This is a genomic window from Mesorhizobium calcicola, from assembly GCF_042682105.1.
Classification (GTDB): Bacteria; Pseudomonadota; Alphaproteobacteria; order Rhizobiales; family Rhizobiaceae; genus Mesorhizobium; species Mesorhizobium calcicola.
In genome coordinates, this window is sequence record NZ_JBHUGY010000076.1 from 1 (window position 1) to 14,317 (window position 14,317).

Annotated in this window: 13 protein-coding genes, 1 pseudogene and 1 riboswitch; of the genes and pseudogenes, 8 read left to right on the forward strand and 6 right to left on the reverse strand. The window is 62.5% G+C overall.

Annotation, left to right across the window (positions count from 1 at the left end):
* Positions 1–31: 31 nt before the first annotated feature.
* Positions 32–163, reverse strand: a complete 132-nt coding sequence (locus ACFSQT_RS36800) for a hypothetical protein (protein WP_379026929.1) — start codon at positions 161–163, stop codon at positions 32–34.
* Positions 164–189: 26 nt separating this feature from the next.
* Positions 190–714, reverse strand: a complete 525-nt coding sequence (locus tag ACFSQT_RS36805) for a hypothetical protein (RefSeq protein WP_379026930.1) — start codon at positions 712–714, stop codon at positions 190–192.
* A gap of 327 nt (positions 715–1,041) precedes the next feature.
* On the opposite strand from ACFSQT_RS36805, the gene ACFSQT_RS36810 reads away from it, so the two are divergent.
* Both ACFSQT_RS36810 and msrA read left to right on the forward strand, forming a co-directional pair.
* Positions 1,042–2,454 (forward strand): glycosyltransferase family 39 protein, encoded by a 1,413-nt coding sequence (locus ACFSQT_RS36810; RefSeq protein ID WP_379026931.1) that lies wholly within the window; start codon positions 1,042–1,044, stop codon positions 2,452–2,454.
* A gap of 128 nt (positions 2,455–2,582) precedes the next feature.
* Positions 2,583–3,101 carry a peptide-methionine (S)-S-oxide reductase MsrA gene (gene msrA, locus ACFSQT_RS36815; RefSeq protein ID WP_379023814.1) on the forward strand — a complete coding sequence of 173 codons (519 nt, stop codon included), beginning with the start codon at positions 2,583–2,585 and terminating at the stop codon, positions 3,099–3,101.
* 76 nt (positions 3,102–3,177) lie between these two features.
* On the opposite strand, the gene ACFSQT_RS36820 is transcribed toward msrA, so the two are convergent.
* Entirely contained in the window at positions 3,178–4,281 is a 1,104-nt protein-coding gene (locus ACFSQT_RS36820; RefSeq protein ID WP_379023816.1) for a nucleotidyltransferase family protein, read from the reverse strand.
* 216 nt (positions 4,282–4,497) lie between these two features.
* Positions 4,498–5,235, reverse strand: coding sequence for an SDR family oxidoreductase (locus tag ACFSQT_RS36825; protein ID WP_379026932.1), 738 nt, complete (start codon positions 5,233–5,235; stop codon positions 4,498–4,500).
* Between the two features lie 144 nt (positions 5,236–5,379).
* Between ACFSQT_RS36825 and ACFSQT_RS36830 the strand changes: the two genes are divergently transcribed.
* The 5 genes and pseudogenes from ACFSQT_RS36830 (at position 5,380) to ACFSQT_RS36850 (ending at position 9,738) form a co-directional block, all read left to right on the forward strand.
* A complete protein-coding gene (locus tag ACFSQT_RS36830; protein ID WP_379026933.1) occupies positions 5,380–6,300 on the forward strand; it encodes a LysR family transcriptional regulator in 921 nt (306 codons plus the stop codon).
* Positions 6,301–6,398: 98 nt separating this feature from the next.
* A riboswitch (TPP riboswitch) is annotated at positions 6,399–6,512 on the forward strand.
* Positions 6,503–7,111 carry a YkoF family thiamine/hydroxymethylpyrimidine-binding protein gene (locus tag ACFSQT_RS36835; RefSeq protein ID WP_379026934.1) on the forward strand — a complete coding sequence of 203 codons (609 nt, stop codon included), beginning with the start codon at positions 6,503–6,505 and terminating at the stop codon, positions 7,109–7,111. (Overlaps the previous riboswitch by 10 nt.)
* Positions 7,112–7,147: 36 nt before the next feature.
* Complete coding sequence (locus ACFSQT_RS36840) at positions 7,148–7,960, forward strand: ABC transporter permease (protein WP_379026935.1); 813 nt, start codon at positions 7,148–7,150, stop codon at positions 7,958–7,960.
* Positions 7,957–8,723 (forward strand): annotated as a pseudogene (locus tag ACFSQT_RS36845) (ABC transporter ATP-binding protein). The gene ACFSQT_RS36840 and the pseudogene ACFSQT_RS36845 overlap by 4 nt, the downstream one beginning before the upstream one ends.
* Positions 8,716–9,738 (forward strand): ABC transporter substrate-binding protein, encoded by a 1,023-nt coding sequence (locus ACFSQT_RS36850; RefSeq protein WP_379026936.1) that lies wholly within the window; start codon positions 8,716–8,718, stop codon positions 9,736–9,738. The pseudogene ACFSQT_RS36845 and the gene ACFSQT_RS36850 overlap by 8 nt, the downstream one beginning before the upstream one ends.
* Here the strand turns inward: ACFSQT_RS36850 and ACFSQT_RS36855 are convergent.
* Both ACFSQT_RS36855 and ACFSQT_RS36860 read right to left on the reverse strand, forming a co-directional pair.
* The gene (locus ACFSQT_RS36855) at positions 9,726–9,869 is read right to left on the reverse strand and encodes a hypothetical protein (RefSeq protein ID WP_379026937.1); all 144 of its coding nucleotides are present in this window, start codon (positions 9,867–9,869) and stop codon (positions 9,726–9,728) included. The genes ACFSQT_RS36850 and ACFSQT_RS36855 overlap by 13 nt on opposite strands.
* 5 nt (positions 9,870–9,874) lie before the next feature.
* The gene (locus tag ACFSQT_RS36860) at positions 9,875–13,186 is read right to left on the reverse strand and encodes a tetratricopeptide repeat protein (RefSeq protein WP_379026938.1); all 3,312 of its coding nucleotides are present in this window, start codon (positions 13,184–13,186) and stop codon (positions 9,875–9,877) included.
* Positions 13,187–13,514: 328 nt separating this feature from the next.
* On the opposite strand from ACFSQT_RS36860, the gene ACFSQT_RS36865 reads away from it, so the two are divergent.
* Positions 13,515–14,150: a methyltransferase family protein gene (locus ACFSQT_RS36865; RefSeq protein ID WP_379026939.1), complete on the forward strand. Its 636-nt coding sequence runs from the start codon at positions 13,515–13,517 to the stop codon at positions 14,148–14,150.
* Positions 14,151–14,317 lie beyond the last annotated feature (167 nt).

Here is a 14,317-nt window from a genome sequence, read left to right on the forward strand (position 1 = left end):
GCGTGGGCCTCTGCACCGCAGGTGCGGATGGTCAGGGCACAGCGAGATCATGCCTCGGCCCAATCATCAGCAGCTTGGCGCGTTTGGGAAAGCGGTCAAGGGTATCGGTCGGCGAATAAAAAAGCATGTCGCATTGGTGAACGGCGAGGAAGAAATAGTCCACGAAGCCAGCAGCCTAGTCGCGAAGACTCACGATCGTTCAGCGTCATCTGCGCGTAACAGGAAATCGGCCTGCGCGAGCTCGACGAGGCCGCAGGTCGGCGGCCCGCCCCGGTCGGTGCTCCAGAACCAGAGGGCAAAGACGATGACGTTGGTCACCCAGATGTTGAGCGCGTCGATCAGCAGCGTCGTGCCGCTGTTGCCGGCATGGCCCTCCAGCAAGGCTCGCACCAGAAAGACCAGCGAGCCGCAATTCATGACGCTGATGATGGCGGTCATGGTCAGGGCTGTTCTGCGGATCATGACGCGAAACTGGCCGATCGCATGCCATTCGTGATCCTCGACCGCCGTTCTAGTGGCGGCCTGTGTCCAGGCCGTGGCCACCGACAGGGGCAGCAGCAGGGCGGCCTCCAGCGCCGGTGCCAGCCAGCGCGGTCCGAATGAGAGATTGTTGATGACCAGCAGCTGCAGGCAGATGATGACGAGGACGGCCGCACGCGCCATCCAGAAGTCAAGCGCACGGTAGTGGATGACGGCATGCTGGTGGTGGCGCATTGGGACCCGGGATTTTTCAGGCAGGGTCAGGCGTGCGGCGCTGTCCTGCGTGGAGAGAGGAGTGCCGATGCTCCTGCTCGATCTTGGTGCAGCAATGGCACACAGCTATACTTTTTCGTAAGCTTCGATGTTTGGGGCTGTTCGCTAAACCGGACTATGTGATTTAAGCGCCGCATGGCGGGGATAGATGGATCCATGGACCACTGGGTGCCGGCAGGATTGCCTGCCGCAGGCGTCGATTCGCCATCGGTTTTAGCCGGTCTAATCCGTCGTCCCTGGTATTTGCTGGCGATTCTGTGCCTGACGCAGATATTCTGCTGGACGGTGATGCCCGCACTTATCAACGTCGGACCGCCCAACGATGTCGTCGAAGGCTTCATGTGGGGACGCGAATGGGTGCTGTTGACCTACAAGCATCCACAGCTTCCCGCATGGCTGCTCGAGACCAGCCATCTGCTGACCGGATCGTTCCGCTGGCCGCAATATTTCGTGGCCCAGCTGACGATCTCGGCGACTTTCATCCTGGTCTATCTGCTGGCCCGCGACCTGCTTGGGCAGAGGCGCGCGCTGGCCGCCGTGCTTTTGATGCCGACGCTCTATTTCTTCGGCTGGCCGACCCCGCAGTTCAATCACGACTACGCGCAGATGCCCTTCTGGGCCGCTATCTGCTGGCTGTTGTGGCGTGTGGGCCGTGGTGGTGGGCCGGGCTGGTGGCTGGCGCTCGGACTGGTGTCGGGCGTCGGGCTCTATGCCAAGTTCTCGACCGGCCTGCTGTTGCTGTTCGGCGCCATCTGGCTGCTGTCCGATGCACGGGCACGCAGCCGGCTCGTCACGCCTTGGCCATGGCTTGGGCTTGCGGTTTTCGTCGCTGTCGCCGCGCCGCTGGCCGCCGAGCTCTACCGCGTCGATTTCCTGCCGCTGACCTATGCCGCCTGGCGCGATCAGTGGGTGATGGCCCATCGTTCCCGCTTTTACTACATCGGCGTCCAGGTGGCCGGGCTCTGCGGCTTTGTTCTGGTGTTGGCGATAGCAGGGCTGCTGCGGCGCTCGCCGGCGCCAGAAGAGCCCGTCGGGCGCGGTACGCTGGTCTATCTCTTGTGGATGGGACTTGGCCCGGCGATCCTCGTCATGGTGGCGTCCCTGTTCACCGGCGCAGGCGAGGCCTGGGGCGCGCCGATGTACAATCTTGTTGGCGTCGTGGCGATCGCTTTGCTGGGCCACCGCCTCGGCGCCGTCGAGATGAGAAAGCTGGCGATCTGCGCGTTCATCTTCATCATCGCCATCTCCGGTGCCTATGCGGGCATCCGCTGGACGAAATGCAATTTGCGCGGGCACATGGACGCCGTCTGCTGGCCGGCGCAGAAGATTTCGGACGAGGCAGAGGTCGTCTGGCATGCGGCCGCGCCCGGTAGGCTCGACATAGTCGGCGGCGATGGCCTTATTGCGCCGCTGGCGGGCCTCAATGCCTATGACAAGCCGTCGATCTTCACCGACCTGAACATGCAGTACGCCCCCTGGATCACCAAGGAGCGGCTGCGCGACCACGGCATACTCCTGGTCTGGCCTGGGCGAAACGTGCCACCGTATCTGCAGGCGTGGCTGGGCAATATCCCGGTCAAGACAGTTCTTTTCGACTGGTCGCTCAAGGCGCCGCCCGTGGCGATCAGTTTTGCCGCCGTTCCGCCCGGCGCGCCGCAGTTGCCGAGTGCGATCGACAGCCTCGCCCAAACGAGCAACTGAACCAAGGTCGGCCGATCCGCTGGACGAAGCAAGAGACAATGCCCATTTATGAGTGGATCCAACTTGTTTTTGCGCAATTCCAGACGGAAAACCGCTACTTTCCTGAATTGCTTTTGAGGAGACGTGAAATGGCGACTTCGACCGAACGCGCAGTCCTTGCCGGCGGCTGTTTCTGGGGCATGCAGGATTTGATAAGGCGCTATCCCGGCGTCATCTCCACGCGTGTCGGCTACAGTGGCGGCGACGTGCCCAACGCAACGTACCGCAACCATGGCACCCATGCCGAAGCCATCGAGATCAATTTCGATCCGGCCATCATCGGCTATCGCGCGCTGCTGGAGCGCTTTTTCCAGATCCATGATCCGACGACCCGCAACCGGCAGGGCAACGATGTCGGGATGAGCTATCGCTCGGCGATCTACTACACCACCGACGAACAGAAGCGCATCGCCGAAGACACCATCGCCGATGTCGATGCCTCGGGTCTGTGGCCAGGCAAAGTCGTGACCGAAGTCGCGCCGGTCGGCGATTTCTGGGAAGCCGAGCCTGAGCACCAGGACTATCTGGAGAAATACCCCAACGGCTACACCTGCCACTTCGTCAGGCCGGGCTGGAAGCTGCCGGTTCGCGAGAAGGCCGTTTCGTAGGGTTCACAGCCCGGTTCCGGCAGGTATCGCCGCTCGACCCGGTCGTCGAGCGGCGTCATCGTATCCCAAACGCCTTTCAGTCTGTGCGCGTTGTCGTGTCGGTGAAGCCGCCGAGCTTTTCACCGATGTCCGAAAGTGCCCCTCGAACGATTGTCTCGACCGTGTCTTGCCTATCGGGATCGAGCAAACGAAGACCGTGTTGGATTGCATTGCGCCAGTTGGCGCCACGATTCCATGCTTCAGCAAACACCACGGCGAGGTCATCTTGCCGGCGGGCAGTTGCCATTGCTTCGACAAGCAAGCTTGCCTGAAGAACATCCTTTTCCCGCTTTGCGGCGCCGTTTGCATTCTTTTGGCGAAGGGAGGCGACAATCAGTTTGTGGACAGCATATCGCTCGGGTGAGGGGACCAGCACCGGGACTCCGGATCGATGCAACAGGACGGTTCTTACGGGTTCGCGGATCAGAAAATCCAGGAATCGCAAAGGCTGCGCCGATGCACCGCCCAATGACGGCATCGCGCTCGCGTGGTCAGCGTATTCGTCACTGCCCCGGTTTGGCGTCAGGAATTCGACCTTGTACCGGGAAGCGTTTTCGAACTGCGTTGTGCGACTGACATCCGTTCGGTGCGGAATTTCGCGAAACGAAGGATCGACGGCGCGCAGCACATCCATGATCGGCGGCAGACTGTCGTTCACTTCGACGGAAACGGAGTGAAATTGAGCAAAGTCGGCATCGCCTGTCTGCAGCGCTACCCCCGGTAGCCTTACGCCCAGATATCCGGCGTAGGTCTGGAACGCGACGGTGCCGACCAATACACCCCGCAGGCGGAAAAACCCGGCCTTGCCAAGGGCTTCAACGATATCACCGGTGAATTTTTCCGGCTCCATCAGCCCAGCCTCGCGTACAAGCGTCGACACGAGCTTGCGACGAGCCTTCAGGTCGCTCTTGATTTCCCTGAAGGCGGCGACGCGGTTTGCGATCTCGGGATCGTCGGCCGGGCCGACATATCGTCTTGTTGTCTTCGGCCTGGTTTCCTCAAAATACCAGTAGTCGCGGCCTTTTACAGGAACCCGCACGAAATTGCCCGCGGTCGAGAAGTCGGTTTGGAACGAGGCGTCCAGGCTTCGTTGCACCAGTTCAGCGAACAAGGTGCGATAAGCGATGTCGATCGGTTTCATCCTGCGTTCGACCAATGCCTTCAGGTTATAAGAAATTCGCGGTTCTCTTATAACTGCGCGCCTTTGCCTCGAATTTCAAGGGAGTTATAAGAAAATTGCGAAAACCTTATAACCGTCGAACTTCGTGTCTGGCTTTCCTCCATACTGTCGGACTGGCGCCACCCATCACACGCCACGGAGCAACCGATCGCGGCGGGGAATGAGCCGCGGGAGTTTTCAGGCCTGCTGCGTCGGATAGAGCGTCAGGATGTTGACATTGACCCTTGGTGGCTGCGAGACCGCGTAGAGCATGGCGGCGGCGATATCCTCGCTCTCCAGCTGCTCCATGTCACCCAGCCTTTGCTCGACCGCCAGCCGGACATCGTCGCGCATGTTGGCGGTGAACTCAGTCCTGACCGCGCCCGGCTCGATCACGGTTACGCGGATGCCGTCCTTGCCGATTTCTCGGCGCAGCGATTCCGCCATAGCGCTGGCCGCATGCTTGGTGCCGGAGTAGACCACCGATGGGTGGATGTAGCGGCCGGTTCCGGACGAAACGATGACGATGTGTCCCGATCCCTGCCGTTTCATCGCCGGCAGCGCTGCGTTGATCGTGTAGAGCAAAGCCAGGATGTTGATGTCGACCATTTCCCGGTATTCGCCGGTGGTGGTGTTCTGGAAGGGGGCAGCGACGCCGACACCAGCGACATTGAACAGCATGTCCACCCGGCCATAGTCGTCCAGCACGCGCCGGACCATGGCGGTTGCCTGCGCTTCGTTGGTGATGTCGGCCTCGATCGCGAGCGCCTCGCCGCCGGCGTCGCGGATGCGTCTGGCCAGATCGTCGAGCCGCTGCCGACGCCGCGCCGCGATGGCGACAATCGCGCCTTGCGCCGCCAATGCCAGCGCGGTTGCCGCGCCAATGCCCGAGGAGGCGCCGGTCACCAGGGCGATTTTTCCGTTGAGTTTCCGCATGTTCGTGGCTCCTGCTCAGAGAGAGATTCAGATACGCTCGATGCCGATGACGGCGCCGTTTGAGACATATTCTCAAGCTAGGCAGCAGACGGTTTTCGGAAAATACCATAGAATGACACGATATTCATTGGAGAACACGGCATAATGCGCGGCAGTGACTATGCGGAGCTGAAGGCCTTTGCCGCTGTTGTCGCGCATGGCAGTTTCGCCCGTGCCGCTGAAGATCTGCGGATTTCGGCGTCCACGCTCAGCCAGACGATCCGCCAGCTCGAAGCGCGGCTTGGCCTGCGCCTGCTCAACCGCACGACCCGCAGCCTCTCTTTGACGGAAGCCGGCGCACGCCTGCACGCGCGCTTCACGCCAGCCATGGCCGAGATGGAGGCGGCGGTCGGCGATGCGACCGCCTTGCGCGACACACCGGCCGGCGTCTTGCGCGTCCATATGCCCAGCGTTGCCGCCGCCACCTACCTGGAGCCGGTGCTTGGCCGTTTTTATGAAGCATGGCCGGACATCGTGCTCGACGTGATGATCGACGATGCCGCCATCGACATTGTTGAGGCCGGCTTTGATGTCAGCGCCAGGCTTGGCGAATTCCTCGAAGCCGACATGGTTGCCGTGACGCTTGGCGGCACACAGCGACAGCTCGCCGTGGCCTCGCCGGACTACCTCGCCCGTCACGGATCGCCGTCGGCACCCGCGGATCTGCTCCAGCACCGCTGTATCAATTGGCGCCGGCCGGGCAGTGTCGGCCTCTACGCATGGGAATTCGCCAGGGATGGCCAATGGTTCTCGGTCGCGGTCAACGGCCCGCTTGTCGTCTCCAGCCGCGACATGGCCATTGCGGCGGCCGTGCAGGGCGTCGGCATCGCCTTTTGGGCGGAAGACCTCGTGCGGCCGCTGATCGATGCCGGCAGGCTGGTGTCGCTGCTGGATGATTGGTGTCCGACCTTTCCCGGTTGGTTCCTCTGCTACCAGAAGCAGCGTCATACGCCGCCGGCCGTGCGCGCCTTCGTCGATTTCCTGTGCCATGCGCATACCGGTCGCCCGACGCTGCCAGATGGTTGAGAGTTTGTCGTTCCAACGGCCCGGTTTCGCAGGCCTGGCGCAATGCTTTTAGCGCAGCGCGCCGAAAAACGGCTTTCCGCTCGAATGGTGCTCTAACCCGCGCATCACAGGGGTGCTCCGTACGGTCGGGGCTGAGACGGGGGCGGCAAGCCCACAGACCCTAGAAGCTGATCTGGGTAATACCAGCGGAGCGAGGCGGGCGATGTTTTCAGGCGCACAGATTTCCCTATATCCCATGGCCGACTGTTTCGTCGGCGTCATCCTTGGCGCGCTGGGCGCGCTCGATCCCTACCGCGATCGGCTCAGGATCGAGACCGACGACATCTCGACTCTGCTGGTCGGGCCGCCCGAAGTGCTGTTTCCGGCGATGCGGGACCTGTTCGTGGCGGCGGCACGCGGTGGCAAGCATTGCGTGCTGTCGGCCACCATCTCGCGTGGCTGCCCGGGCGAGCCGGATCATCCGATCTGCCGCTCCGATGCGCTTGGCGGGCCTGTCAGGCCACTCGGTCCGCGCAAGGACGCGGCAATCGCGGCGGTGCGCGGCGCAGCTTTGGCCGGTCAGCCGGCGGCAGCGCAGTTCTCGCTCTATGTGATGGGCACCGAAGACCACATGGACGAGATCTACGGCTGCATCGATTTTCTCAAGCAGTCCGGCGTCTATGAGCGCTCCAAGCATTTCTGCACGAAATTGCGCGCTGATGCCGGCGCGATCTTTTCGGCGCTCGACGAAGCCTTCTGCCGTTTCGGGCCCGGCGCCGGCCACGTAACCCTCGACGTCACGGTCTCGGCCAACAGCCCGTCGGCCGTCTGAGCCAGCCGCGCTCTGCGCGCGACCCCGTCAAAGGTTATGTCCGGGGCCTCATCCTCAGTCGCTTCGCGCCCGATCGCGAGCCTTCTTGTCAAGGCAGCACCAGCCGCGATCTCGGTCGGGTTGCTCCTGCTGGCGTGGGACCTATTCCGGCATCAAGCCGACGACACGCCGGCGCCGTCGCGCGTGTTCGCGCAAGCGATGCTCAATCGCGAGGCGCTGGTCGACAACGCCATTCCCACCATCCGCGCCACGCTGATCGGCTTTGCCTTTTCGCTCAGCGCGGCCTTTGCGCTGTCGATGCTGGTCGACTTCTTCCAGCCGCTGCGGCGTGCGCTGTTTCCCGTCTTCATTGTCAGCCAGACCTTGCCGCTGGTGGCGGTCGCGCCATTGGTGGTGCTGTGGTTCGGCTTCGGACTGGTGCCCAAGATCATGCTGGTGGCGCTGGTCACCTTCTTTCCAATGCTGGTGGCACTGGTGCAGGGCTACGAGGCGACGGAGGCCGAGATCGGCCGGATGCTGCGTGCCATGGGGGCAGGGCGCTGGCGCGTCTTCCTCCTGGCGCGGCTGCCCTCGGCGCTGCCCTATTTCTTCGCTGGCCTGAGGATCTCCATCACCTATGCCGTGGTTGGCGCCATCTTCGCCGAATATGCCGGTGTGGCGAAGGGGTTGGGCATCTACATGCTCAACGCCAAGAACAATTTCCGCCCCGACCTGGTGCTGGCCGCCGTCGGCGTCAGCGCAGCGCTGACCCTCATCCTGTTTGGACTGACGGTGCTGCTGCAGCGTCTTGCCATGCCCTGGGAACGGGCCGTCGGCAAGCAACCCGCAAGGACGGGGCCACAGCAATGAGCCGGCTCGAGCTGCGGCATGTGCGCAAGGCGTTTGGCGGGCTCGACGTGCTCGCCGACATTTCGCTCAGCGTCGGCGCCGGTGAATTCGTCTCCATCCTCGGTCCATCGGGCGCCGGCAAGTCGACGCTGTTCCAGCTGCTGACCGGTGCGCAGCACGGCGAAGGCGAGATGTTCTTCGACGGCACGCCGCTCGATGACCACGGCAGGCATTTCGCCTTCATGCCGCAGCGTGACGCGCTGATGCCGTGGCGACGCATCCTCGACAACACGACGCTTGGGCTCGAAATGCAAGGCATCGGGCGCTAGGCGGCGCGGGCGCGCGTCGCACCGTTGTTCGCCGAATTCGGGCTTGCCGGCTTCGAGCGGCATTTTCCCGCGCAACTGTCCGGCAGCATGCGCCAGCGCGCGGCTCTGCTGCGCACCGTGGTGCAGGAGCGCGACATGCTTTTGCTCGACGAACCGTTCGGTGCGCTCGACGCACTGACCCGCGCCGCCATGCAGCGCTGGCTGGAACAGATGTGGCGGTACCACCGCTGGACGGCGCTCCTGATAACCCACGATGTGCGCGAAGCCGTCTTCCTGTCCGACCGCATCTATGTGTTATCGGCGCGCCCGGCCCGCATCTCCGTGAGATCAAGGTGCCGCTGCCGCGCCCGCGCGACCCAACCGGCTTGGCCGCATGGCAGGCAAGCACGCTCGAGGCAGAGATTCTCGACATCATCCTCAATCCGCAACTATCCGAAGGAAACGACCATGACTGACCTGACGCGCCGGCAGGCCTTGTTGCTCACCCTTGCCTCCGGCCTTCCGGTGGTTGCCAGAGCGGGCCGTGCCCAAGCGCAATCGGCGGCGCAAAAAATCACCGTCGCACTCGACTGGACAGTCAACACCAACCACATCGGGCTGTTCGTCGCCCGCGACAAGGGCTTTTACGGCGAGGCCGGGCTGAATGTCGACATCCTGCCCTACAGCGATACTGGTGCCGGAACGCTGGTCGCCAACCGCGTTGCCGATTTCGGCATCAACGGCACCATCAGCCTGTTCACCCAGAAAACCGCCGGAGCCGACCTGAAGGGCGTCTATGCCGTGGTGCAATCCGAAACCGGCCGGCTGGTGTTCAACGCGGCGCGCAGCGAGATCAAAAGCCCCAGGGACCTCGACGGCCTGACCTATGGCGGCTTCGGCAGCGCCTGGGAAAACGCGGTGATCGGCACCATCATCCGCCACGATGGCGGCGAGGGCAAATTCGGGACGGTGACGCTCGGCACTTCGGCCTATGAAGCGCTGACCAACGGTTCGGTCGATTTCACGCTGGAGGTCTCGACCTGGGAAGGTGTCGAAGCCGAGTTGAAAGGCGTCAAGCAGCACAGCTTCGTCTATGCCGACTACGGCGTGCCCAACGAGCACACAACGCTGATCTCCTCGAGCGACGCCTATCTCCGGGCAAACCCCAAATCTGCTGCCGCCTTCATCCAGGCGACGCGGCGCGGCTACCAGTTCGCCGTCGACCATCCCGACGAGGCTGCAGCCCTCTTGATCGCCGCCAACAAGGACGCCCTGAGCAATCCGGCGCTGATCGATGCCTCGCTGAAGGCGTTGATCGACGGCCACTACCTGCGCGGCGAAAACGGCGCCATCGGCATCATGGATCCGGCCCGGATGGACGCGATCGGCGATTACCTCTTCGCGTCAGGCATTCTGCGTGATGCCGACGGCACGCCGGCCAAATCACGCCCGGATTTCGGGGGGTATTTCAGCAATGCTTATCTGGGGTAGGTGGCGAATATGCCCCTGAAAGGGAAGATCAGGAACTCGGGCGGCAGCCTAGGTATGGCGATCTTGTAGAGCAGGGCGATTTCGATCTGTCGCCCCGGCTCACCCTGCAGCGACGAGGCAGCCCTGCCCAAACCTGTTATTTCCCCTGCAGGCTGCGTGCCTTCTTGCGGTCGGCCTCGGCGCGCTTGTGGTTGCCCTTGGCGTCCCACGCCCTGCTCCGCACTTTGTAGGCGGCGGCGAAATCCGGTTTGAGCTTTATCGTCCGGCTCAAATCGGCGATGGCTCCGTCATAATCCGCCTCGCTGATTCGAATCACGCCTCGGCCCAAATAGGCAAAGGGGTTCTTGCGATCGAGGCTGAGGGCCTCTTCGAAATCACGTAACGCTGCAACGTCCTCATGCCTGCCCATCAATATGAGGCCCCGATCGGCATAGACCCTCGCGTCCCTGGTATTGAGACTGATGGCCTTTCCGTAGTCAGCAAGCGCCCCGTCGTAATCCTTTTGGAAACTGCGGTTCTGACCACGGTCGTAGTAGGTATCGGCAAAATTCGGATTGAGCGTGATTGCTTGACTGTAATCGGCGACGGCATGAGCGTATTCGCCCTTGGATCCCCAGGCCATCGCTCGGGCCAGATAGGCGTCGTGGAATACCGGAAGGAGCGCAATCGCCTTACCATACTGCGCGATGGCGCCGTCATAGTCGTTCTTCTCATACAGTGCCTGGCCCTTGCTGAACGCCTGCGCGGCTGATGAAGCGCTACTTAGCTTGATCGCCTCCTCGCTAGCCTGGCCAGCGGCTTCGTCTGATGTTTTTGAGGCGTTCGCTTTCGCCACCACCGCCAGCTTGCGGCCTTTACGAGCGAGCGCCAGCTTTGGATCGAGCTTCAGCGCCTGATCAAAGTCGGCAATGGCTTGGTCGTAATCGCCCTTTGCGAACCAGGTGCTGCCGCGGCCGAAATAAACCGGAGCATATTGCGGGTCTAGTTCGATCACGCGACTGTAGTCGGCGATGGCGCGGTCCAATTGATCCTTCCTGCTCCAGGCGACGGCGCGGCCGATGTAAGCGTCGACATAGGCGGGATAGAGTTCGGTGACCTTGCCGTAGTCGTCGATGGCCGCGTCATATTTGCCTATCGCGACAAGCGACGTGCCCCGACCGACATAGGCGGCGGCCTTCCTCGGATCGAGCGCGATCGCGCGGCTGTATTCAGCGATGGCCCGGTCGTATTTGCCTTTGTCGTAGAAGGCGTCGCCGCGATCGATGTGAGCCTTGAGGTTCTTGGGATCCGAGCCGGCGGCACCACGCGCGAGATCGCCTTTCTTCAAAGCAGCCACCGCTGCCTTGCGGGCGACCGCGTAGTCCCGATTGTACGGATGCAGCTTCATCGCCTGGTCGAAGTCGGCAATGGCAGCGTCGTAATCCTTGCTGTCAGCCAGTTCTATGCCACGCCCATAGTAGCTGGGGGCATCCTTCGGATCGATTTCGATTGCTGCCGAATAGGCTGTGATCGCTCGCCCCGCATCGCCCTTCACGTGCCAGGCCATGCCCATGCAGAAATATGCGTCCATCACCTTCGGATCGAGCACCGCGGCCCGGCCGCAATCGACGAGAGCACCTTCGGCATCACCAGACGTGGCCTTGGCCAGGCCTCGGCGAATATGGGCCGAGACCAGATCCGGCAGGAGCCGGATCACCCGATCATAGTCAGCGATCGCCCGATCATAGACTCGCTTGGCGGACCAGGCATTGCCGCGGCCAAAATAGGCGAGGGGACTGTCGGGGTCGAGCGCGATCGCCTTCGCGTACGCGCCGATTGCCTGGTCGTATTGGCCCGCGTCCGACAAGCTGTCAGCGCTCTGCACCGCAGCCAGAACACGCGGGTCGGTCGCCTGAATGAGCTCCGCCATCTTGGCGGTGGAGAGCCTGCCGTTAGACCGGGTATTGTTGCCAGCGTCCTGCGGCGTCGCAGGTTCGGTGTCGACCGCGGCGGCCGCCCTATCGCCCTGTCCTTTCGCCGCGACCGCCGCCTTGCGGCTGACGAGGTAGTCCGTATTGTCCGGATCGAGCTTGATCGCCTGGTCGAAGTCGGCGATGGCGCCGTCATAGTCTTTCCTGTCGGCACGCGCCATGCCGCGCCCATAATAGCTGGCGTCGTCCTTCGGATCGATATCGATCGCCACCGAATAGGCGGCCATCGCACTCCCTGGGTCGCCCTTTGCGTGCCAGGCCATGCCCTTGCAGAAATAGGCGTCGCGCGCCTTGGGATCGAGTGCCGCAGCCCGGCCGCAATCAGCAAGCGCGCCCTCCGCATCACCTGACGTGACCTTGGCGAGGCCCCGGCGAAAATGAGCCGCGGCAAAATTGGGGGCGAGTTCGATGACCTTGTCGTAGTCGGCGATCGCCTGCTCGTAGGCGCGTTTGGCGGCCCAGGCCCTGCCGCGGCCGAAATAAGCGAACCGGTTGTTCGGATCGAGCGAGATCGCCTGGTTGTAAGCGCCGATCGCCTGGTCGTACTTGCCCATGTCCAGGAAGGCATCGCCGCCAAGGATCGCTTCCAGGGCCTGCGGGTCGGTCGCCTCCAAGGCCTTCGCGGCCAGCGTGTCTTGCGTGGCCGTCATATTCGGAACGACGGCTCGCGGCCCCGGCTGTTGTGTGTCTGGCAACGGTGCCGGTTTGCTCTCGTCGCCGGAAACCCGGTCGCCGCAGATTCCTGCACGCGTCGGATCGAGCGTTATGGCGCGCCGGCAATCCGCTGCTGCTCCGATGCTGTCTCCCTTGAGCGTCTTGGCGCGGCTGCGGCCTAGATAGGCGTCGGCATTGTCCGGATCGAGGCTGATGGCCTTGTCGAAATCGAGCAGGGCGCCGTCGACACCATATTTCGACAACCGCATCCCAGCGCGCTCGATCAGGGTCTTTGCGGCCGCAGGATCCCCTGTCGTATCCTTGGCGGCGTCATCCTTGCCTTTGCGGAACAGGGACAGACCCCGCTTGTAAAAGGCATCGGCGAAACCCGGATCGAGGCTGATCGTCTTGTTGAAGTCGGCTATGGCCTGCTCGTCATCGCCCTTGTTGAACCAGGCCGTGCCGCGATTGTAGTAGGTCGAGGCCTGCTTCGGGTCGAGGGCGATCGCCTCGTCGTAGTCGGCGATGGAGCGGTCGTAATCGTGCTTGTCATCCCATGCGATACCGCGTTTGAAATAGGCGATCATGCGGTTTTGGTAGAACTCCGCCTTGTCCTCGATGATCGGTGTGCAGGCCACGATGCGCTTGTCCGGATCGATGTTCTTACCGATGCAGCCGGCATAGTCCTTGTCGGCGGCCATCGCGGAAGCGCCCGAGATGACAACAAGGCTTGCCAGCGACCAGCGCACCCAGGGCTGGGCCTTCACCGGCACGAATGATCCGACCGCGGCGGCAGCCAGCCCCGCACCTTTCCATCTCGGCATCTCGCTGGTCCTTCCCCCGAAAACCCTGGTCCGCTTGAGCGGATAGTCTGCCTATTGTTCTTTATTTGTTCCAAAAATGCAAGCATAAATTGCAATGCGACGGAATGGCCTGCCAGCGGTATGGTACAGGTCGGACCTTGCCGCGAGCGGCGAAGGCGTACGCTACGCTGGCCTCCGGGGACATATTGGGGGTTTAATGCCGATCTGATCTTGTTGGTTAACCGCCCGGCAATGGTTGCGTGCAAAGGTCGCCCCGAGGGATAATCGGGTGCTTGCCTTGCTCATGTCAAAAAGTGAAACCCTTTCGCACGTCAACCACGATGGGATTTTGTCCGCAGCCCGAAAGCGCGAAATCCTGGTCGACCTGCGGGAAGGCTTCTTTCGGCTCTGCGCGCTGGCTTTCGCGGGGCTGTTTGTCTACCGCGGCATATATCACCTTATCCTCGACCCGACCCGCCTCAATGTGGCGCTGGTGGCGACTTCCGAGATTCTTACCTTTACCTGGCTGCTTCTGTCGCGGCGGCCGCAGGTTCGCGACTGGAACCCGCTCACGGTGATCGTCTCCGTGATCGCCAGCTTCGGTGTCGGCTTCATCACCCTGGAGCCAGGTGTGGCCATCATCCCGGTCTATGTCGCCGCGCCGCTGCAAGCCCTGGCGTTGGGTTTCGTGATCTGGGGAAAGATATCGCTGGGGCGTTCGTTCGCCATTCTGCCGGGCAATCGAGGCGTGATGACCAACGGCGCCTATCGCCTTGTCCGGCATCCGATCTATGCCGGCTATCTGGTCGGCCATGTCCTCTATCTGCTGTCGGCTTTCTCCCTCTACAATCTCGCTGTCTACGCCATGATCACCTTCTTCCAGGTGCATCGCATCCTGCGCGAAGAGGCGCTGCTTGCCGCCACGCCGGAATACCGGACCTATATGAAGCGCGTCCACTACAGGCTGTTCTACGGGATCGTCTGATAACAAAGGCCCCTGGACGGGATCTTCGGCCAGCAATTGTGGCGGGCTTTCCGCGCGACTGCCCTGATAGTTCCCGTGCGTGCGCTGTCGCTGCGCCGGCGGAACGCTAAGGCGTTGAAAGCGTTCTCATCCCCAGCAACACGCGAATGGCGCGATGTTGAGCCGGC

Bases quoted from the DNA above. Each gene is read 5' to 3' on its own strand.
- ACFSQT_RS36805 (WP_379026930.1), bottom strand. From the start codon at position 714: ATGCGCCACCACCAGCATGCCGTCATCCACTACCGTGCGCTTGACTTC.
- ACFSQT_RS36810 (WP_379026931.1), top strand. From the start codon at position 1,042: ATGCCCGCACTTATCAACGTCGGACCGCCCAACGATGTCGTCGAAGGC.
- msrA (WP_379023814.1), top strand. From the start codon at position 2,583: ATGGCGACTTCGACCGAACGCGCAGTCCTTGCCGGCGGCTGTTTCTGG.
- ACFSQT_RS36820 (WP_379023816.1), bottom strand. From the start codon at position 4,281: ATGAAACCGATCGACATCGCTTATCGCACCTTGTTCGCTGAACTGGTG.
- ACFSQT_RS36825 (WP_379026932.1), bottom strand. From the start codon at position 5,235: ATGCGGAAACTCAACGGAAAAATCGCCCTGGTGACCGGCGCCTCCTCG.
- ACFSQT_RS36830 (WP_379026933.1), top strand. From the start codon at position 5,380: ATGCGCGGCAGTGACTATGCGGAGCTGAAGGCCTTTGCCGCTGTTGTC.
- ACFSQT_RS36835 (WP_379026934.1), top strand. From the start codon at position 6,503: ATGTTTTCAGGCGCACAGATTTCCCTATATCCCATGGCCGACTGTTTC.
- ACFSQT_RS36840 (WP_379026935.1), top strand. From the start codon at position 7,148: ATGTCCGGGGCCTCATCCTCAGTCGCTTCGCGCCCGATCGCGAGCCTT.
- ACFSQT_RS36850 (WP_379026936.1), top strand. From the start codon at position 8,716: ATGACTGACCTGACGCGCCGGCAGGCCTTGTTGCTCACCCTTGCCTCC.
- ACFSQT_RS36860 (WP_379026938.1), bottom strand. From the start codon at position 13,186: ATGCCGAGATGGAAAGGTGCGGGGCTGGCTGCCGCCGCGGTCGGATCA.